Raw genomic sequence first — 19,646 nt, 5'->3', positions numbered from 1 at the left:
TCCACGGATACCAAGGAATTCCGTGTGAAGCCCTGGCCTATCCCAGGGCTTCACGCGCTGCGGCCTGTAGCATGAAGAGGCACATCGACGAACCAACTCTGCCTGATGCAGAGCTGGCGCGACCGCTCGGCGGCCGCGGTCCCCCTGCCCCATGCAGCCACCTCTTTGGTGCGGACCACGCGGTATCACTCGGTCCTGCGCGAGAGGACAGCTCTCGGCGCGTACCCGTGAGGACCTCGCGGGTGGCGCTACCAGGCGGCAGAAAGGCCCGGCCGTGGCATCCGCGGTCAAGGACACCCGTACCGGATACGGACCACTCCTCCGCACCCCTGGTGCATGGACATTCCTGCTGCCCGGCTTTCTGGCCCGGCAGCCCTTCGCCATGCTGACGATCGGCATCGTGCTGCTCGTCCAGTCCACCACCGGCTCGTACGGCACCGCGGGCGCGGTGTCCGCCACCACCGGTGTATCGATGGCCCTGTTCGCCCCGCAGAGCGGCAAGCTCGCCGACCGCTTCGGGCAGCGCGCGGTGCTGATCCCCGGCGTCCTGGCGCATGTCGCCGGCGTCGCGGCGCTGATCACCCTGGCCCTCGCCCACGCCCCCCTGTGGACGCTGCTGGCGGTGGCGGTCCCCACGGGCGCCTCGACTCCGCAGGTCGGCCCGATGGTGCGGGCCCGCTGGGCGGCCCGGCTGGGCGGCAGCCCGCTGATGCCGACGGCCGCCGCCTTCGAGTCGGTGACGGACGAGTTCACCTTCGTGGTCGGCCCGGTGCTGGCGACCGCGCTGTGCACCGGGGTCCACCCGGCGGCCGGGCTGGTCGCCGAGGCCGCGCTGACGCTGGCCGGCGGGCTGCTGTTCGCCGCGCAGCGGCGCAGCCAGCCGGCCGTGCACCGGGCGCGGACCGGCGAACCGGCGCGCGTCTCGGCGCTGTCGGTCCCCGGTGTCCGCGTGCTGATCGTGGCCTTCCTGGGCATCGGCTCGGTCTTCGGCGGTATGCAGGTCTCGCTGACGGCGTTCACCGAGCACATCGGGCAGCCCGGCATCAACGGCGTGCTCTACGGGATCTTCGCGGGCGGCAACATGCTCGCCGGGATCGTCTGCGGCGCCCTCGCCTGGAAGGTGGGCCCGCGGCGCCGTCTGCTGGTGGCCTACGGGCTGCTGGCGCTGGCCACCGTCCCGCTGTGGGCGGTCACCGCGGTGCCGCTGCTGGGCGCCGTCGGCCTGGTCGTCGGCCTGTGCATCGCCCCGGCCCTGATCACCGGCTACACGCTGGTGGAGTCGCTGGTGCCGGCCGCCGCCCGCACCGAGGCCTTCACCTGGCTGACCGGCGCGGTCGCGCTGGGCCAGGCGGCCGCGGCGACCTCGGCCGGCCAGCTGGCGGACCGCTTCGGGCCGAGCACCGGGTTCCTGGTGCCGCTGGCCGGTACGGCGCTGGCCCTGGTGGTGCTGCTGGCGCTCCGCGCCCACCTGCTGCCGCGCACCCCGGCGGCGGCCTCCCCCGTCGCCTCGCAGGGCGCCGACGCCCGGGTCCCGGCCGTTTCCGACGACCGGGAACGGGAGCTGGCGCGCGCCTGACCGAGCGTGGGGTCGGTCACCGTCCGCCGGTCACGGTGGACTGGCGGGCGGGAATACTGCAATATGGAGCGTCGTTAGCACTCATCGAGTGAGAGTGCCAGGAGGAAGTCAAGTGCCGACCTACCAGTACCAGTGCACCGAGTGCGGCGAGGGCCTCGAGGCGGTGCAGAAGTTCACCGACGACGCGCTCACGGAGTGCCCCAGCTGCAACGGACGCCTCAAGAAGGTGTTCTCCGCGGTCGGCATCGTCTTCAAGGGCTCCGGCTTCTACCGCAACGACAGCCGCGGCTCGTCGTCCAGCAGCAGCCCCGCGAAGAGCTCCAGCACCTCGGGCACGTCCTCCTCGGACTCGTCCGGCTCTTCGGACACGTCGAGCTCCTCGTCCGGCAGCTCGGACAGCAAGTCCGCCTCCCCGGCCGCCGCTTCGTCCTCGGGCAGCAGCTCCGCCGCCTGACCCGCGCTTCTCCGGGCCCCGCCGTCACCGACGGCGGGGCCCGTTGCCTTGCGGTTTTCTTCCGTCTCCGTCAGCCACTCTCCCCCGTTGCCGCGCCCCGATAGTGTGACCGGCATGGCTGACGCGGAGATTGGCGTTATCGGCGGATCGGGCTTCTACTCGTTCCTCGACGACGTGACCGAGATCACAGTGGACACCCCGTACGGGCGCCCGAGCGACTCCCTGTTCACGGGGGAGGTCGCCGGCCGCCAGGTCGCGTTCCTGCCCCGGCACGGCCGCGACCACCATCTCCCGCCGCACCGCATCAATTACCGCGCCAACCTGTGGGCACTGCGCTCACTCGGCGTGCGCCAGGTCCTCGGCCCGTGTGCGGTCGGCGGGCTGCGCCCCGAATACGGCCCCGGCACGCTCCTGGTCCCCGACCAGCTCGTCGACCGCACCAAGGCCCGCACCCAGACCTACTTCGACGGCGAGCCCCTGCCCGACGGCAGCGTCCCCAACGTCGTCCATCTGACCTTCGCCGACCCCTACTGCCCCACCGGTCGCCGCGCCGCCCTCTCGGCGGCCCGCGGCCGGGACTGGGAGCCGGTGGACGGCGGCACCCTCGTCGTCATCGAGGGCCCCCGCTTCTCGACCCGCGCCGAATCGCGCTGGCACGCCGCCCAGGGCTGGTCGGTGGTCGGCATGACCGGCCACCCCGAGGCGGTCCTGGCCCGCGAACTGGGCCTCTGCTACACCTCGTTGTCCCTCGTCACCGACCTGGACGCGGGCACCGAGACCGGCGAGGGCGTCTCCCACGAGGAGGTCTTCCGGGTCTTCGCCGAGAACGTCGGCCGGCTGCGCGAGGTCCTCTTCGACGCGGTCGCCGCCCTCCCCGACAACGCGGCCCGCGACTGCCTGTGCACCGGCGCCCACGCCGGCTGGGACCTGGGCATCGAACTGCCGTAACGCCGCCGCGGGACGCTCGGCCTCCCCCTCCCGGGTGGCCGAGTTGTCCACAGCGACGTGGTCGTCCACAGCCCGGAGCGGGCGGACGGGGCCGTGCGGCACGGTGGTGATCAGCGGTTCACCCGACCTCACCACCTCACAGGCGGTACCACCATGCTCCGTACCTCGCCCGCTCCCTCTTCGCCCGCCCTCGCCGGCGTCTCCAGCCTCACCGGCCCCGATGCCCTCTCTCCGCCGCTCCCCGCTCCCCCGCCGTGTGAGGTGCCGCACTTCCCGCCGGTGCGGGCCGGCGGCGGGAGGCACCGATGGGGGCGGAGCGCGCGGCAGCGCTTACTGGCGGCCGGGCTGGCGATGACCGCCGCGGCACTGGCCGGCGGGGCATCGTACGGGGCCGTACGAGACGCTCCCGCGCCCGGCTGCCCGTCGTCGGCGGCGCCGGGAGGGCGGTGACCATGCTCCAAGATCAAGTGGCCTCCGTTCCCGGCCCCCGTGAGACTGTCGCGCAGGGCGGGGCACCCGCCGCGCGCCAAGGGGGGCGCGCCCACCGCACCGGTACCGCGGTATCCGTCCACCGGGCCCGTGTTCTCGGGCCACTCCGCCGGAACCTTCCGTTCCGCGCCGACGCACCGGTCGCCCGATGGCTCGTGTCACACGACTGGACATCCCCGCCCCGCCCTGCCGTAAGTTGCGGTGCTGAGTGTGTGTGCACCGTCCGCAGTGAGCAGGGAAAGAGGCTGTCAGGTGAGCGAGAGCAAGGGCGTCATCCAGGGATTCAAGGAATTCCTGATGCGCGGCAACGTCATCGAACTCGCGGTCGCGGTCGTCGTCGGTGCCGCCTTCACCAACATCGTCAACGCGGTGGTGAAGGGCATCATCAACCCCATCGTGGGCGCGCTCGGTTCACAGAACCTCGATCACTACCAGTCCTGCCTGACCGCCACCTGCGCCAAGGACCCCAAGACGGGCGCCTTCGCCGACGGGATCTACATCCTCTGGGGCTCGGTGCTCAGCGCCGCCCTGACGTTCCTGATCACCGCCGCGGTCGTCTACTTCCTCATGATCCTTCCGATCAACAAGTGGAAGGAACGCCAGGCGGCCAAGCAGCAGGCCGAGGCGGCCACCGCGGACCCGACCGAGATCCAGCTGCTCATCGAGATCCGGGACGCCCTGCTCGCCCAGCGCACCGGCTCGCCGTCCGCGCCCTCCTCCGCTTCGGGCACCATCGGCACACAGAAGACCCACGAGTAGCAGGCGCCCACGGCCGGCAGAAGCCGCCCCGTCGCCTCACTCAGAGGTGGTGGGGCGGCTTTTCGTCGAGGAAGCGGGCGAGGTCGGCGGCACTGTCGCCCCCGGCCGGGCGCTCGCCCCAGCCGCGGTCGGTGTCATCGGAGGACTGCCGACTCAACGGATCGTCGAAGACCAGCCGGGCCGCAGCCTTGGAGGCCGCCGGGCGTGCGGCGGGGGAGGCGGGAGGCTGCTCGGGGGTGGGGGCGGCGTCGGCGTCGGTTTCGGCGGCGTCCTGGGGCGCGGGGGCCCGCGCGGGCTCGGGGGCCGACTCGGGCTGCTCGGCGGCCGCTGCGGGGTCGGGGGTGGTGCTCACGACTCCAGGGTACGGGCGGGCCGGGAGCGGTCCCGGCCCGGCGTGGGCCCACGGCGCCTCTTCGGCGGTGGTGCCGGGCGGCACGAGGGCGAGCCCCGGGCGGGGGCGCGCGTTCCCTCGTGGTGGCCCGGGCGGCCGGTCACGGGTGATAGAGGGCCTGTGCGCGGGCCGAGTCGAGAGACCCGTCCTCGGGAATCGGCAGAAAGTGGTTCACCTGCCACGCCTGCGCGGTACGGGCCTGCCGATTGGCGGTCTCCACCCATGGCGGATAGACGCGAAAGGCACGCTTTCCGCCGGAGCCGTTCCGGGAGACGATGCCCCGTTCGCAGAGCACCTCACGCGGAAAGACGAAGTGTCCGAAGTTCTGGTCCGCGCGGCTGCTGATGACGAAGAGATCCACTGGATCTCCGGAATCGAAGGGCTGAATCGGCCCGCCGGGGCTCCGCTTCCACACCGTGACGAACTGCCCTGCCTTCGTCGGGGTGGTCTTGGCGACCCGATACCTGACGGCGGAGCCGTCGAGCGTGAATTCATGCGCCGCGTACTCCGCGCTCTCCGCTTCCCGGACCGGCTGCGAGCAGGTGAACCCGCAGGGGTCGTAAACCAGGCTCTTCGCCGCAAGAAGCTCGGCATGCAGGGGTGCGCCCTCCGGCCACGCCCCGGGAACTGTCGGCCGGCACTCGGAGGATTCTTCGGGCTTTGTCGCCATTCCCCCATCGTGTCATTGCGGGCCGCCGGACCTGGCGGGGGGATATCGGGGGGGCAGGGCGGGGGGCGTAGGCGCGGGGTGATGTGGGCGCTGGGGTGGCGGCGGGAGCGGGGGGCGTGGGCGCGGGGGGGGCGTGGGCGCTGGGGCGGAGGCGCTGGGGCGGAGGGCCCTGGGTGGCGGCGGGAGCGAGGGGAGCCGGGGGCGGAGGAAGGGAGCGGGGTGCGGAGGGCCGGGGGAGGAGGGCGGGGGGGAGGGCCCGGGGGGGAGGGCAGGAGGCGCGTCAGGTGTCCGGTGTGATCCGGGTGGGATATGAACGGCCTCTGTCCTAGCGGCCCTTGTCGTGGGTGGGTATGGGGTGCGGGCGATGACCGTCATGGGGCCTGGTTGGCGGGCCCTGTGAGCCGCGACGCCTGAGAGGCCGACTGCGGTCGCTGCCGGGCAGGGGGTGGCGGGGGTGTGCGTACTCATGACGAGCCATGGGGCAGCGACCTTTCCGCTGGGGCGGCGCCCGGTTGCCTTCGGAGCCGCGGCCCGAGGCGGGTGGGGCGTCTGAGGGCTGTGCCGTGCTCCACGCTAGGGGCGGGTGAGGCGCATGGCCCGTTTCTGGTGGCCTGAGTGGGTGAGGCCGTGGGTGGTTGTGGGTGGCTGTGCATCGCGGCGCACTCGCGGCGTACGGCGAGGTACTCGCGGCGTACGGCGAGGTACTCGCGGCGTACGGCGAGGTACTCGCGGCGTACGGCGAGGTACTCGCGGCGCTCGCCGGCGCTCCCCGGAACGGCCGTACTTGCCTGCCCCTCCCCTGGGCCCAGGCGCCGCGCTCCGAAGCGCCCGCCCCCACGCCGCGCGCTCCCCGAAGCACCTCGCCCCGCGCCCCGGCCCGCCTGAAGCGCCGTGCCCGTTCGCGCCGCCCGCGGCGTTCACGACGCGCCGCCCCCGCTCGCGCCGTGCTCCCCCTCGGTGCCCCGCTCCTCCGCTCCCCCGCGGAAGGGCCGAGGAGCCGCACCCCCTGAACCGTTCCCCTCACGGCTGAACCGTTCTGCTCACGCCTTGCCCACGACGAGCGTGTGCGGGCGCCTCGCCCAGCCGTGGCGATTCCCCGAAGGGCCGCATCGCACCGGAGGGCCGCATCGCACCGGAGGGGCCGCATTACGTCGGCGACGGAGGCCGCCCGCTCGCGGCCGGTGAGGTGTCAGTGGCCGGCGGACGGTACGCCCAGGGCCTCGTGCCACCACTGGTCGCGTCCGGGCTTCCAGGAGACCGGGCGCGAGCAGCGGTTCACGACCAGGACGGTGCGGTCCACCGCAGGGCCCGAGGCGCTGCCCCGCGCCAGGGCGTGGTCGAGCAGTGCCTTCACGGGCCGTACGGCGCCGTCCCAGAACGCCGCATCGGCCGTGATCAGCACCCGGGCCGAGGACTCGCGGGTCCGCGCGACCAGTTCGGGCACGGTCAGCGAGACAGGCAGCGTGGTGCGTATCGCGTCCAGCCGGCCGCAGGCGAGCGTGGCGATGACCGACTCGGGCACCAGCGGCAGATGCACCGCGACCCGGTCACCGGCCCGCACGCCGAGCCGGCGGAGTACGGCGGCGGCGCGTTCGGCCTGGTCGAGGAGCATGCCGTGCGTCAGCTCCTCCTGGCGTCCGGGCTCCCCACTCCAGGTGAGGGCGATCCGTGACGCCTCCGGTTCTTGCACTTCCCGGGCGTCATCTGCATGCTCTGAAGTCACACGGCGCAACATGCGGTTCAGCATGGAGATCACCGATCAACGTTCGCTGAACGTCCGTTGTACGGGGCCGCGCCGCCCCTTCCCGCACCCACGCGGCAGCAGATCGCTCCCGGTCCTCGCGGTCACCGCACTGGCTGCCGCCCCGGCCGCCCGGCTCGTCGCTCCGGGCCTCCCCGGCCCGTGCGCAACCCGCTCCGGGTTCCTGCCCCTTTCCGGTGCACTCCATCCCCCTCTCCCCTCCCTTTTTCCGTTTTCCTCCGCAGGCGCGAGAGGCGGACCCGTGAGAGGCGGCCCGATGCCCGTCATGCCGGAACCCGAACCACACACCTACCTGGAGCCGCAGGCCCGTTGGGCGCTGGCCGCCGTCGCCACCGGCGCGTTCTGCGTGCAACTGGACTCCTTCGCACTGAACTTGGCGCTGCCCGTCCTCCGCGACGCGCTGCACGGTTCCGCGACGGGTACCCCCTGGGTCGTCAGTGGCTATCTCCTTACCGCGGGGTCGCTGATGCCGCTCGCCGGGCGTCTCGGCGACCTGTACGGGCGGCGCCTGGTGCTGACGGGCGGGCTGGCGCTCTTCGGTGTCGCGGCCGTGCTGTGTGCGCTCGCGCCGTCGCTGCCGCTGCTGGTGGCGGCGCGGGTGGTGCAGGGCGTGGGAGGAGCCCTGATCATGCCCGCGGGGCTGGCGCTGCTGACTCGCGCCTGTCCGCCGGGGCGCGGGCGCCGGGCGATGGGCCGTGCGCTGGGGCTGGCCGGACTGGCCACCGTGTGCGGCCCGTTCCTCGGTGGTGTGCTGGCCCGGTCGGTGTCCTGGCGGGCTGTCTTCTGGCTGACGGTGCCGCTGGCCGTGGCCGCGCTGGTGTGTGCCCGCCGGGCGGCGGAGTCCCGCGATCCGGTTGCCGGGAGGTCCCTCGACATCGTCGGCGCGCTCACCGCGACGGGTGTGCCGGCCTGTCTGGCCCGCTGGCTGGAGCACCTCGCGGCTTGGGGCTGGGCGGTCGGCGCGGTGCTGCTGGGCGCGCTGTTCGTGCGGGCCGAGCGGCGCGCGCCCGCCCCGTTGGTGGACCTCGCCCTGTTCCGCAATCGCCCGTACGTGGCACTGACCGTGGCCGGTACGGTCGCCAACTCCGCGACCGTGGCGCTGTTGTACGTGGTCCCGTGGACGCTTCAGCAGGGTGAGGGGTGGTCGGTGCGGGACGCTGGGGTGTTCTTCGTTGTTCCGGCGGGCGCGCTGGCCGTGGGTGGTCCGCTGGCCGGGCGGGTGCGTCCGGCGGCGGCGGTGCCGGTGATGGCGCTCTGCCTCGCCGTCGCGGGGGCCGCGCTGGTGGCCGCCACACGCGGTACGGGCGCGCCCGCCCTGCTGCTCGCGTCGACGGCGGCCGCGGTCGCGCTCGGGGTGGCCGGCGGGCTGGCCCTCACCGGCACGCAGGCGGTGGTGCGCCGCGAGCGGGCGGGCGAGGCGTCCGGCGTGACCAAGGCCGTGCTGACGATCACGGCGGGGGCCGGACTCACCCTCACCGGTGCCGGGGCGACGGGGGACGGCGGCGGCCCGTCTCTGCTCCTCCCCGCCCTTGTCTGCCTGGCCGTTGCTGGGGCACTTGTGTTGCCTTCCGTACCTGCGCTGCTGGTTGGGCGGGGGCTGGGGTCGTGGTGGGGCGGGTAGGGGGGCGGGGGGCGCTGGCGGGACTGGGGGCGGGCTTGGGGCCTGGCTTGGTCGCTTACGGCAGCTTGTGCCGAAGCGCCCCGGGCAGGCCCGCCCCGGCGGGCTTCTGCCCCGGCCCCTGCCCCGGCCCCCTCCCCTGGTCAGAAGGCCAACCCAGGGCGAACGGCGGGGATAAGGCAATCGCGCATGTCAGGCACTCATCTGCATGAGGCCGTCACGCGCGTGGCGTGCCCCGCACCCCGCGCGCCAGGCGCCGCACCCGAAGCCCCGAAGCCCCGCAGCCCCGCAGCCCCGCAGCCCCGCAGCCCCGCAGCCCGCGCGCCTACCCCGCACCCGCACCCGCCGCGTCGTACCCCCCGATCACGTCGCAGACCTCCGTGAAGCCGTGGGCCTCCAGCAGGGCTGCCGCGATCACCGAGCGGTTGCCGCTGCGGCAGTACAGGATCACCGGGCGGGCCGGGTCCAGTTCGGTGAGGCGGTCGGAGAGGCCGGCCAGGGGGACATTGCGGGCGCCGGGGAGGGCGCCGTCCTCGTATTCGGCCGGATTACGGACGTCGATCAGCTGGACGCCGACGGGTTCGGCATCGACGGGTTCGGTGCCGACGGGCCTGGCATCCGCCGATTCGGCATCGGCCGCCGGGGCGCCGCTCTGGCCCCCCTCCGCCGAGCCCCCCGCCGTCGGCTCCCCCTGTGCCACCCTGCAGCCGTGCGCCGCCAGTTCCTCCTGGCGGATGCGTCGGCTGCTGCGGCTGAGTTCGGGCCTGCGGTCCAGTACGGCGGCCGGGTCGGGGAGATGGCCGAGGACGTGGTCGTAGCCGATGCGGGCGAGGCGGAGGCGGGCCTCCTGTTCGGTGCCGGGGGTGGCGAGCAGCACGATGGGGGTGCCGGGGGCGACCACGCTGCCGGCGTACTCGGCGAAGCGGGTGTCCAGGCTCGTGTGGAGTGAGCCCGCCAGATGTGCGCGGGTGTAGGCGGCCAGTGGGCGGCAGTCGAGGAGGGCGGCACCCTGGTCGCGGGCGGCGAGGGCCTCGTCGAGGGTGAGGGCGGGCGGCGGGCCGGGCTCCAGGAGGGGGTGACCGTCGCGATTGAGGGCCGCGTCGTGGGCGAAGTAGCCGGGGGTGGTGGGCTGGCCCGCGGTGACCAGGCGGACGAAGTCGGCTTCCGGCATGGGCTGGAGGGCGTAGTTGAGGCGGCGCTGGTCGCCGATGGTGGAGCTGGTCTCGCTGGAGAGGTTGCGCCCGCAGGCGGAGCCGGCGCCGTGTGCGGGGAAGACCCGGGTCGCGTCCGGGAGGGTCAGGAGTTTGGTGTGCAGGGAGCGGTGCAGACGGGCGGCCATGTCCTGTGGGGTGTGCCCGGCGGCGGAGAGCAGGTCCGGGCGGCCGACGTCGCCGACGAAGAGGGTGTCGCCCGTGAGCACGCCGAACGGTACGTCGTCCTCCGGGTGTTCGTGCAGGACCAGGCAGATGGATTCGAGGGTGTGCCCGGGGGTGGCGAGAACGGTGAGGGTGACTCCCTGGCCGTCGTCCGCCCCGAGCGAGAGGCGCTCGCCGTCTCGTAACCGCCGTATGGGGAAGCCGGTTTCGGCGGCCTCCCCGAAGGCGACGGTGGCGCCGGTGGCCCGCGCGAGTTCGAGGTGCCCGGAGAGGAAGTCGGCGTGTACGTGCGTCTCGATGACGAGTTCGATCCGCAGGCCGGCGGCTTCCGCGTCGTGCAGGTAGTCGTCGATGTCGCGGCGCGGGTCGACGAGGACGGCGCGTCCGGTCGTCTCGTCGCCGATCAGATACGACGCCTGGGAGAGGCAGTCGAGGTAGTACTGCGCGAAGTGCACGGTCGGCCTCCAGGGGTGCGCGGGGCCCGTGCGCGGCGGCCGGGGCCCGTTCGGGCAGGGTGCGTTGTGCGGATGCACGGATGTACGTACATTAGGTAGCCGGATGGCGGGGCGACAAGCCGGGCGGTGCCTGGCAGTACTGGACGCCCCGTCAACCAGCGTGAGACATACGGACATTGATCGGCCACAGCGGCTCGGTGGATGGCGTTTCCGTGACACCCCAACGGGCCGCGCTTCGTTTGACCGCTCCTCCGGTGTCGGCGGCCCCTTGCTCCGGCGCCACCACGACCGCCAGCGCAGCAACCAGCGCTGTGCGCCCAACCCCCGTACGCCCGCGGAGGAATCACCATGACGACCGAGCCGCCGCACGGCGCGCACGGCCCGCGCCCCCTGGACCGGCGCTCGCCGCTGCCCCTGTGGGCGCAGCTCTCCACCGATCTGCGCCGCCGGATGGAGGCCGGCGCGTTCCGTGCGGAGTTCCCGGCCGAGCACCGGCTCACCGGCGAGTACGAGGTCAGCCGGCACACCGTACGGGAGGCGCTGCGCAAGCTGCGTGCCGACGGCCTGGTGATCGCCGAACGCGGCCGGACGAGCCGGCTGAACACCCGCCGCATACAGCAGCCGCTGGGCTCCCTCTACAGCCTCTTCCGCGAGCTGGAGGGTCAGGGGGTGGAGCAGCGCAGTGAGGTGCTGCGGCTGGAGCGGACCGTGGACGGGACGGTCGCCGGGCAGCTGGGGCTGGTCCCGGAGGCGCCGCTGGTCGTGCTGGAGCGACTGCGGCTCGCGGACGGCGAACCACTCGCGCACGACACCGCCTATCTGGCCGCCGAGGTGGCCGAGCCGCTGCTGGACGCCGACTTCGGGCACACCTCGCTCTACGGGGAGCTGACGCGGCGCTGCGGGGTGAAGGTGACCGGTGGCCGGGAGCGGATTCAGCCCTTCCTGCCGGACATCCGGCAGACGTGGCTGCTGGGGCTGGCCGACCGGGAGGCGGCGTTCGCCATCGAGCGGCTCGGGCAGGCCGGGGAACGGCCGGTGGAGTGGCGCGAGACGGTGGTGCGCGGCGACCGGTTCACCTTCGTCGCGGAGTGGTCCGATGACAGCCGGGCGGTCGCCCTCGCGCCGCGGGCCTCGTGTCCGTCCTCATAGCCCTGGCGGCGCTGCCGTGCGGGCTGCTGATCGGGCTGCTGCTGGGTGCGCTCGGCGGTGGCGGTTCGGTGCTGGCGGTGCCGGTGCTGGTCTATCTGCTGGGGCAGTCGCCGCACGAGGCGACGGCGGGGGCGCTGGTCGTCGTCACGGTCGGCGCGGTGACCGGGCTGTGGTGCCACGGCCGGGCCGGGCGGGTCCGGTGGGCGGCCGGTGCGGCCTTCGGGGCGCTGGGTACGGCGGGCAGCTACCTCGGCTCCCGGTGGAGCGCGTCCCTGGACCCCACGGTGCTGATGGCGGCGTTCGCGGGTCTGCTGCTCGTGGTGGCGGCGATGCTGGTGACACGGGGGCGGCACGAGCGGCGGGCGGCGGCAACAGCTACCGCGACGGCGACGGCGACGGCGACGGCGACGGCGACGGCGACGGACAGCGTGCGGCCCTTACGGGGGCCGGCGGGGGCGGTGTCCTCGGCGGAGGCCGCGGAGACCGTGCCCTTACGGGAGCCCGCAGAGGGGCCGTTCCCGGAGGTGCCACCACAGCCGTCCCCGGAGCCGTCCCCCACGGAGCCCCTAGAGGCCGTTCCCTTACGGGAGGCCGTTCCCTTACGGGATTCCTCGTCCCCGGCGGCCGCCGAGAACGACGGCGGGCCCGCCCGTCGCGCGCCTCTGCGGCCCGCGCGCTTCGCGGTGACGGCGTCCGCCGTCGGGCTGCTCACCGGCTTCTTCGGGGTCGGCGGCGGATTCGTCGTCGTACCGGCGCTGACGCTGGTGCTGGGCCTGGAGATGCCGGTCGCCGTCGGCACCTCGCTTCTTGTCATCCTCATCAACTCCCTTACGGCGCTGGGCACCCGGGCCGGTACCGGTGCACTGGACTGGCCGCTGCTGGCCGGTTTCGCGGCCTGTGCGGCGGTCGGCAGTCACCTCGGCAACCGCCTCACCACCCGGCTGCGCCCCGAGGTGCTGGCCACGGCCTTCGCCTGCCTCGTCACCGTCCTCGCCGTCGTCATGGCGGCCACGGCGCTGCCCCAACTCTGGTAGCCCCGCGTCCCGTACACCGACCCCGACCTCCCCCCGACCCCGACCCCGACCCCACCGACCCACCTGATCCCCACCACCTCCAGGAGGAGTTCATGGCCCCCGCACCCGCGGCCCCGTCCCACCACCAGGTCCTCATCGTCGGCGGCGGCACCGCCGGTATCACCGTCGCCGCCCGGTTACGCCGTGCCGGTGTCCGGGACATCGCGCTGCTGGAGCCCTCCGAGACGCACTGGTACCAGCCGTTGTGGACGCTGGTCGGCGGTGGTCAGGCGCCGCTGCGGTCCTCGCTGCGCACCGAGGCGGAGGTCATGCCGCCGGGGGTGCGCTGGCTGCGGGAGCGGGCCACCGCCGTCGATCCGGCCGCCCGTACGGTCACGACCGCCTCGGGGCGGGTGCTCTCCTACGGGCGGCTGGTGCTGGCCCCGGGCCTGCAGCTCGACTGGGACGGGGTGCCCGGTCTCGCCGCGGCGCTCGGGCACGGTGGGGTGAGCAGCAACTACCGGCCCGATCTCGCGCCGCTGACCTGGGACTTGATTCGCCGGATGCGGCGCGGTACGGCGCTGTTCACCATGCCGTCCGGGCCGGTGAAGTGCGGTGGCGCGCCGCAGAAGATCGCGTATCTGGCGGCGGACTACTGGCGAAAGCGCGGGGTGCTGGGGGATATCCGCACCATTCTGGTGCTGCCGGAGCCCGCGATGTTCAAGGTGCCGGTGTTCTCCCGTGCGTTGACGGAGACGGCCCGGCGGTACGGGATCGAGGTGCGGCTGAGTTCGGAGATGACCCGTCTCGACGGCGCGGCACGGGAGGCGGTGATCACCGATCACACCACCGGCGCGACCGAGACCGTCCCCTACGACCTGCTGCACGCCGTACCGCCGCAGCGTGCCCCCGAGTGGCTGGCCGACGGCCCGCTGGCCGACCCTGACTCCCCGTACGGGTACGTCAAGACCGACCGGGAGACGCTCCAGCACCCCGATTTCCCGAATGTGTTCGTGCTGGGTGATGTCGCCAGTCTGCCGACGTCCAAGACGGGCGCCGCGATCCGCAAGCAGGCTCCGGTCGCGGTCGCCAACCTCCTCGCCGGGCTGCGCGGGCGTCCCGCGACCGCCCGCTACGACGGCTACACGTCCTGTCCGCTGGTCACCGCCCGGCACAAGATGCTGCTCGCCGAGTTCGACTACGACCTGCAGCCCACGCCGTCGATCCCGTTCCTCGACACCACCCGGGAGCGCACCGACATGTGGTTCCTCAAGCGCTACGGCCTGCCGCAGCTCTACTTCAAGGGGATGCTCAAGGGCCTGGCGTAACCCCGCCCCTCACCGGGAAGGGCTCTGCAAGGGGCACATCTCCCCCCTAGGGCCCATCCCCCACCCCGCCCTAACCCCCCGCCGTCTCCCCCACCGCACACCCCACGTTGTCCGGCGCCCCCGCCTCGCGGGCCAGCCGGACGAGTTCGCGTACGGCCTGGTCGGGGCCGTCGGCCGTGGCCAGCACCTGCTGGATGGTCTCGGCCGGCACGGTCCCGGTCAGGCCGTCGGTGCACAGCAGATAGCGCTCCCCGGGACGGGCCTCCAGGAGCTGCAGATCGGGGGCGAGCTCGGTGGCCCCGTCGAGTGACCGCAGCAGTTGGGCCCGCTGCGGGTGTGAGGCGGCCTCCTCGGGGGTGAGCCGGCCCTCGTCGATCAGCGACTGCACCAGGCTGTGGTCGTGGGTGATCTGGAGGAGGCGGGAATCACGCAGCACATAGGCGCGGGAGTCCCCGACGTGCAGCAGCGCCAGCTGTGCGCCGGAGCGGAGCAGCGCGGTGAGGGTGCTGCCGGTCGCCTCGTCCGCCGGGGCGGCGCGGTGGGCGCGGCGGGCGGCCTCCTCCAGGACGGCCGGCAGGTCCGCGGAGGTCAGGTCCTGTTCTTCCAGGTCCTTGAGCGCCTCGATGGCTGCTGTCGCGGCCGGGCCGCCGACGGGGCCGTAGCCGTCGGCCACGGCCAGCAGTCGCGGTCCGGCGTGCGCGGCGTCCTGGTGGGCCGTGCGCACCAGTCCCTGGTCGGTCAGGGCGGCGTAGCGCATCGTCAGGGGGGTGTGGGGTGGGGTCATGGCGGTGTTCTTCCTCTCCAGCTGGTCGACGAGGAAGGCGGCGAGGTCCCGGCGGGCCACGGTGTCGGCCTCGACCTGCGCCCAGTACGCGGCGACCGCAGCGGCCGCGGCGTCCGGTGCCAGTGCGCACACCTCGCGGATACGGGCCAGCGGCATGCCGAGCCGGCGCAGCCAGGCCACCAGCCGGGCCCGCTCCAACTGGGCCGGGGCGTAGTGGCGGTAGCCGCTGTGCGGGTCGACGCGGGCCGGGGGCAGCAGGCCGAGCTCGTCGTAGAGGCGCAGTGCCTTCGGCGAGAGCCGGGAGGCCCGTGCGAAGGCCCCGATGGTCAGCAGCGCGTCGTTGTCGTACGGCGCCATGCCCCGTCTCCGTTCACCCGTCCGTCCTCCTCGTGCCGGGCGCCTCGCCCGGCACCGCCGATGCTGGGGCTTGCCCCAAGGGCAAGGTCAACGGATGCGGTGGCGCCACCTCGCGCCGCCTTGGCGGGACCGGCCGACCGGGCACCCCCATCGCACCGCGCCAACCGGCCGGACACCGGATACGGGCGACGCGCGCCGCACCGTCGCACCTCGCTACTCGGCCCGCCCGGCCGGCCCGCGCCACAGCGCCCGGACCGTCCAGCCTGCACCGCTCGGCCCCACCGAGCCGCCCGTCACCTCCCCCCGTTCACTACTCCCCGCTAGCCCCCACCCCCTCCCTCCCCACCGGACCCAACCGGTTCAGTGCCGCGGCGGTCAGTGCCTCGACGCCCGTGGTGAGGGTGGGCCGGACCACGGGGACGAAGTGCGGCGAGTGGTTGGACGGGAGGTCGGCGAGGCGGCCGGCTGCCAGTGCTGCCTGGAACTCCGCCGGGTCCCAGCCGCCCAGCCACCAGTAGTAGAGCGGGGCTCCGGCGGCGGTGGCGAGCAGGCCGGCGTCCTCGCTGCCGGTGGCCGGCTCGTAGGCGAACAGCCTTTGCGGACCGAAGAGTTCGGTGAACTGCTCGTTGACCGCCCGCAGGGTCGTGGCGTCGTTGACGGTGACGGGGAAGGAGCCCAGGACCTCGGTGTCGGGTGCGCGGTCCGCACCGGAGGCGGCTGCCTCGGCGCGCGCGATGCGGTCGATGGCGGCCAGCACCGCGGTGCGGACCGTCTCGTCGAAGGTGCGGACGCTGAGCCGTACGACGGCGCGGTCGGGGATCACATTGGCGGAGTCCCCGGCCTGGAAGGAGCCGACCGTGACCACCGCCCGGTCCGTCGCGGCGACTTCGCGGGCCACCACGGACTGCACCCGCTGGACGAAGGACGCCGCCATCAGGATCGGGTCGGTCGTGGTCTCGGGGCGCGAGCCGTGGCCGCCGGTGCCGTGGAAGGTGATCTCCAGGCTGTCGGCGGCGGCCATGCAGGGGCCGGGGCAGTAGGCGATCAGCCCGGCGCCGAACGGGGCGACATGCTGGGCCAGCACCACGTCGGGGGTGGGGACGAGGTGCTTGTCGTAGAGGCCGGCGTCGAGCATGGCGCGGGCGCCGCCGCCGGCCTCCTCGGCGGGCTGGAAGAGCGCGATCAGGGTGCCGGACCAGTGGTCGCGGCCCGCGGCGAGCAGGTCGGCGGCGCCCAGCAGGCAGGTCACATGGACGTCGTGCCCACAGGCGTGCATACGGCCGGGGACCATGGAGGCGTAGTCCAGGCCGGAGTTCTCGGTGACGGGCAGCGCGTCCATGTCGGCGCGCAGCAGGACCACGGGGCCCGGGCCGTTGCGCAGTACGCCGACGACGCCGGTCCCGGCGATGCCGGTGGTGACGTCATAGCCGTGGCCGGTCAGCCGGCGGGCGGCCTCGGCGGCCGTACGGGTTTCCTGGAAGGCGAGTTCGGGGTGGCGGTGCAGGTCTTCGTAGAGGGCTTCGAGGTCCGCGAGGCGGTCGTCGAGCGGGGCCAGGACGGCGGCGGGGGCGGAGCTGCCGCGGGGGTCGGCGTTAGCGGTCGTGACGGTCGTGTCGCTGTCGCTCATACGCGCATTCGACCATGAATCCGCGGGCCGGGCGGCGGTCGGTGGCCCCTGCAATCCCCGGAGCCCGTCCCTTAGGGCACTCCGCCCTCCCCTGGCCGGACTTCGCGGTTGTCCTCCCCTTCGCTGGTGACACCGGAGCCCGTGGCTGCGACGGTGGATCACCGCCTGTGCCCCGGGCCGGCAAGCCCACGCCGATGACTGGAGGCTGACGTTGGCCACTTCCCCCAACCGACCGACCGGCGAGCCCCGTGACCTCTCGGCTCATCTGATCGACCTGGCCATGGGCCATCTCTTCTCCGCCGCCCTGCGCACCGCTGCGCACCACCGCATCGCCGACCGCCTCGCGGAGGGCCCGCGTACCGTCGAGCAGCTGGCGGCCGCCACCGGCACCCATGCCCCGCACCTCCGCCGGGTGCTGCGCTATCTGGCCACCCGTGGAATCTTCCGGGAGGACGCGGCGGGCGGCTACCAGCTGACGCCGTCCGCGCAGGCGCTGCGTACGGACGTTCCCGACTCGTTGCACGCCGCCGTGCTCATGGCGACCGACGAGCTGTTCCTGCGGACGTCGGCGGCCATGCCGGAGGCCGTGGAGCACAGCGGCGCGTCGTTCGAGCGGATCTTCGGGGCGCCGCTCTTCGCGTATCTGACGGCGGACCCGGCCGCCCGCCGGGTGCTCGACGACGGGATGTCGTCGCTGTCCGCCCCGGTCGACGAGGCGGTGGCCGCCGTCTGCCCGTTCCCCGCGACCGGCACGGTGGTGGATGTCGGCGGCGGCCGCGGCGGGCTGCTGCGGGCCGCGCTGCGCCGCCATCCGCGGTTGACCGGTGTGCTCTTCGACCAGGCGCCGCCGCTGGCCGGTCACCTCCTGGACGGCGACGAGTTGAAGGGCCGCTGGCGCGCGCAGGAGGGCGACTTCTTCGCGTCCGTGCCGGAGGGCGGTGACGTCTACGTCCTCAAGCATGTGCTGCACGACTGGCCGGACGAGGCGTGCGGGCGCATCCTGCGCAGCTGCCACCGGGCGATGGCCACCGGCAGCCGGCTGCTGGTCATCGAGTCCGTGCTGCCGCCGGGCAACACGCCGCACTTCGGCAAGACCATGGACGTCGCGATGATGGCGGTGCTCGACGGGCAGGAGCGCACCGCGGAGGAGTTCGCGACGCTGCTGTCGGCCGGCGGGTTCCGGCTGACGCGGGTGCTGCCGACCTCGGTCTTTCCCTCGATCGTGGAGGCGGTCGCCGAGTAGCCGCCGCGCGCGGGGCGACACGCCGCGCCCCGTTGCCCTCGTTGGCCGCTCCGTCCGCCCGCGCTCTACTGAGGGCGGCCGCTCCGGCCTACGAGAGGAGCTGACGTGCCGGTCCTCATGCGGGCGCGGCGCCGCGACGAGCAGCACCGTGCCGCCACCCCGCTGGAGCTCTTCTTCGACCTGTGTTTCGTCGTGGCGGTCGCGCAGGCCGGTCGCGAGCTGGCGCACGCGCTGGCCGAGGGGCATCCGGGCCACGGCGTTCCGGGCTATCTGATGGTCTTCTTCGCCGTCTGGTGGGCCTGGATGAACTTCAGCTGGTTCGCCTCGGCGTACGACACCGACGACCCGCTCTATCGCGTGGTGACGCTGGTCCAGATGGCGGGGGTGCTGATCCTGGCCGCGGGTGTGCCGCGGGCCTTCGCGCACAGCGATTTCACCGTGGCCTGGTTCGGGTTCGTGGTGATGCGGCTGGCCATGGTCACCCAGTGGCTGCGGGCCGCGCTCGGCAGCCGGGGTCCCGAGCGGCGGACGGCGTTGCGCTACGCCCTGGGGGTGACGGTGTGCCAGATCGGGTGGCTGGGTCTGCTGGTCCTGCCCAAGGGCGACATTCCGTGGGTGTTCGTGGTGGTGGGCCTGCTGGAGCTGGCGGTTCCCGCGCTGGCCGAGCGGGAGCGGCAGACGAGCTGGCATCCGCATCACATCGCCGAGCGGTACGGCCTGTTCACCATCATCGTGCTGGGCGAGACGATCGCGGCGGCCACCGTCGCCGTGCAGTCGGCGCTGGACCGGAACGAGGCGCTCGACAGGCTGCTGCCGATCGCGGGCGGCGGGCTGCTGCTGGTCTTCGCCGCGTACTGGATCTATTTTGCGGTGCCCATCCACCGTCACCTCCGCTCGAACCGTCAGGCGTTCCTGTGGGGCTACGGGCATTACCTGGTGTTCGGTTCGGCGGCCGCGGTCGGGGCGGGTATCGAGGTCGCGGTGGCGGAGGCCTTCGGCAGGGCGCATCTGTCGGCGTTCGCTGCGGCCGGGTGTGTCACGGTGCCGGCGGCGCTGTTCCTGCTCACGGTGTGGCTGATCCACTCCCGGCACCAGAAGCGGGGGCCGGCCCAGCATCTGGTGCTGCCGGTGTCGGCGCTGCTGGTTCTGGTGTGCACCTTCGCCGGGCACTGGGCGGTCCTGGCGACGGGGCTGGTGGCGGCCGCGACGGTGGTGGCCGGTGTGGCCCTCAGCTCCCGTCAGGGCACCGCGCCGGTGGTGTAGCGGCCCGTCACCCGTCTCGACGAGCGTCCCGGCACCGATCTCGTCCACGGCGTGTCGGCCCCGTGCGTGCGAGGCCCTGCGGGGCCGTCGTTCTCCGCCCCGATCGGCGTACCTGACGCCCGTTCAGCCCTGCTCGCGACCCTGATTGCACATCAGATCCGGCCATCTTCACCCCCGTCGGGCGGCGGCCCGGCCCCGGCACGGCCACCGCTCCCGCCCCACCCCATTGCCCGTCAATTACCCACCAATGGACCCCACTTCCCACCACCTCGTGCTCTTGTTCCCCACTGTTCACAAGGGCCAGCGGAGGCGCGCGCACGGGGAAGCGGTAGGGTGCAGATTGCCCTTTTTATGACAGGGGGTGTCACTGTGGGAGACCCGCAG

Annotated in this window: 16 protein-coding genes; 10 read left to right on the top strand and 6 right to left on the bottom strand. The window is 73.6% G+C overall.

Annotation, left to right across the window (positions count from 1 at the left end):
• Positions 1-274 precede the first annotated feature (274 nt).
• The 4 genes from ACGFN2_RS17690 (at position 275) to mscL (ending at position 4,226) form a co-directional block, all read left to right on the top strand.
• Positions 275-1,576: an MFS transporter gene (locus ACGFN2_RS17690; protein ID WP_393361192.1), complete on the top strand. Its 1,302-nt coding sequence runs from the start codon at positions 275-277 to the stop codon at positions 1,574-1,576.
• A 112-nt stretch (positions 1,577-1,688) separates the two neighbouring features.
• Positions 1,689-2,030 (top strand): FmdB family zinc ribbon protein, encoded by a 342-nt coding sequence (locus ACGFN2_RS17685; RefSeq protein WP_362602587.1) that lies wholly within the window; start codon positions 1,689-1,691, stop codon positions 2,028-2,030.
• A gap of 114 nt (positions 2,031-2,144) precedes the next feature.
• A complete protein-coding gene (locus ACGFN2_RS17680) occupies positions 2,145-2,978 on the top strand; it encodes an S-methyl-5'-thioadenosine phosphorylase (protein ID WP_362602590.1) in 834 nt (277 codons plus the stop codon).
• A gap of 741 nt (positions 2,979-3,719) precedes the next feature.
• On the top strand, positions 3,720-4,226 hold the full coding sequence (mscL, locus tag ACGFN2_RS17675) for a large conductance mechanosensitive channel protein MscL (protein WP_393361188.1): 507 nt from the start codon (positions 3,720-3,722) through the stop codon (positions 4,224-4,226).
• 40 nt (positions 4,227-4,266) lie between these two features.
• On the opposite strand, the gene ACGFN2_RS17670 is transcribed toward mscL, so the two are convergent.
• The 3 genes from ACGFN2_RS17670 to ACGFN2_RS17660 form a co-directional block, all read right to left on the bottom strand.
• Positions 4,267-4,578, bottom strand: a complete 312-nt coding sequence (locus ACGFN2_RS17670) for a hypothetical protein (protein WP_393361185.1) — start codon at positions 4,576-4,578, stop codon at positions 4,267-4,269.
• 139 nt (positions 4,579-4,717) lie between these two features.
• Positions 4,718-5,287, bottom strand: coding sequence for a MepB family protein (locus ACGFN2_RS17665; protein ID WP_393361182.1), 570 nt, complete (start codon positions 5,285-5,287; stop codon positions 4,718-4,720).
• 1,189 nt (positions 5,288-6,476) lie between these two features.
• Positions 6,477-7,010, bottom strand: a complete 534-nt coding sequence (locus tag ACGFN2_RS17660) for an AMP-binding protein (RefSeq protein ID WP_362602602.1) — start codon at positions 7,008-7,010, stop codon at positions 6,477-6,479.
• 295 nt (positions 7,011-7,305) lie between these two features.
• Between ACGFN2_RS17660 and ACGFN2_RS17655 the strand changes: the two genes are divergently transcribed.
• Positions 7,306-8,670, top strand: a complete 1,365-nt coding sequence (locus tag ACGFN2_RS17655) for an MFS transporter (protein ID WP_393361179.1) — start codon at positions 7,306-7,308, stop codon at positions 8,668-8,670.
• 322 nt (positions 8,671-8,992) lie between these two features.
• On the opposite strand, the gene ACGFN2_RS17650 is transcribed toward ACGFN2_RS17655, so the two are convergent.
• Positions 8,993-10,498 carry a rhodanese-like domain-containing protein gene (locus ACGFN2_RS17650; protein WP_393361176.1) on the bottom strand — a complete coding sequence of 502 codons (1,506 nt, stop codon included), beginning with the start codon at positions 10,496-10,498 and terminating at the stop codon, positions 8,993-8,995.
• Between the two features lie 348 nt (positions 10,499-10,846).
• On the opposite strand from ACGFN2_RS17650, the gene ACGFN2_RS17645 reads away from it, so the two are divergent.
• The 3 genes from ACGFN2_RS17645 to ACGFN2_RS17635 all read left to right on the top strand — a co-directional run bounded on the left by ACGFN2_RS17645 (position 10,847) and on the right by ACGFN2_RS17635 (position 13,988).
• Complete coding sequence (locus tag ACGFN2_RS17645) at positions 10,847-11,647, top strand: GntR family transcriptional regulator (protein WP_393361173.1); 801 nt, start codon at positions 10,847-10,849, stop codon at positions 11,645-11,647.
• Positions 11,632-12,681: a sulfite exporter TauE/SafE family protein gene (locus ACGFN2_RS17640; RefSeq protein WP_393361170.1), complete on the top strand. Its 1,050-nt coding sequence runs from the start codon at positions 11,632-11,634 to the stop codon at positions 12,679-12,681. Before ACGFN2_RS17645 ends, ACGFN2_RS17640 begins: the two co-directional genes overlap by 16 nt.
• Before the next feature lie 92 nt (positions 12,682-12,773).
• Positions 12,774-13,988, top strand: coding sequence for an FAD/NAD(P)-binding oxidoreductase (locus tag ACGFN2_RS17635; protein WP_362602617.1), 1,215 nt, complete (start codon positions 12,774-12,776; stop codon positions 13,986-13,988).
• Between the two features lie 70 nt (positions 13,989-14,058).
• Here the strand turns inward: ACGFN2_RS17635 and ACGFN2_RS17630 are convergent, their stop codons facing one another.
• Both ACGFN2_RS17630 and ACGFN2_RS17625 read right to left on the bottom strand, forming a co-directional pair.
• The gene (locus ACGFN2_RS17630) at positions 14,059-15,129 is read right to left on the bottom strand and encodes a MerR family transcriptional regulator (RefSeq protein ID WP_393361167.1); all 1,071 of its coding nucleotides are present in this window, start codon (positions 15,127-15,129) and stop codon (positions 14,059-14,061) included.
• A gap of 310 nt (positions 15,130-15,439) precedes the next feature.
• Complete coding sequence (locus tag ACGFN2_RS17625; RefSeq protein ID WP_393361164.1) at positions 15,440-16,756, bottom strand: amidohydrolase; 1,317 nt, start codon at positions 16,754-16,756, stop codon at positions 15,440-15,442.
• Between the two features lie 211 nt (positions 16,757-16,967).
• Between ACGFN2_RS17625 and ACGFN2_RS17620 the strand changes: the two genes are divergently transcribed.
• Both ACGFN2_RS17620 and ACGFN2_RS17615 read left to right on the top strand, forming a co-directional pair.
• Positions 16,968-17,999, top strand: coding sequence for a methyltransferase (locus ACGFN2_RS17620; protein WP_362602626.1), 1,032 nt, complete (start codon positions 16,968-16,970; stop codon positions 17,997-17,999).
• A gap of 105 nt (positions 18,000-18,104) precedes the next feature.
• Positions 18,105-19,262: a low temperature requirement protein A gene (locus ACGFN2_RS17615; protein ID WP_393361161.1), complete on the top strand. Its 1,158-nt coding sequence runs from the start codon at positions 18,105-18,107 to the stop codon at positions 19,260-19,262.
• The last annotated feature ends 384 nt before the right edge of the window (positions 19,263-19,646 follow it).

The sequence above is a fragment of the Streptomyces sp. NPDC048612 genome (assembly GCF_043199295.1).
Lineage (GTDB): Bacteria > Actinomycetota > Actinomycetes > Streptomycetales > Streptomycetaceae > Streptomyces.
Note: the sequence above shows the minus strand (reverse complement) of the source record. Positions and strands in the feature narration are given on the sequence as shown.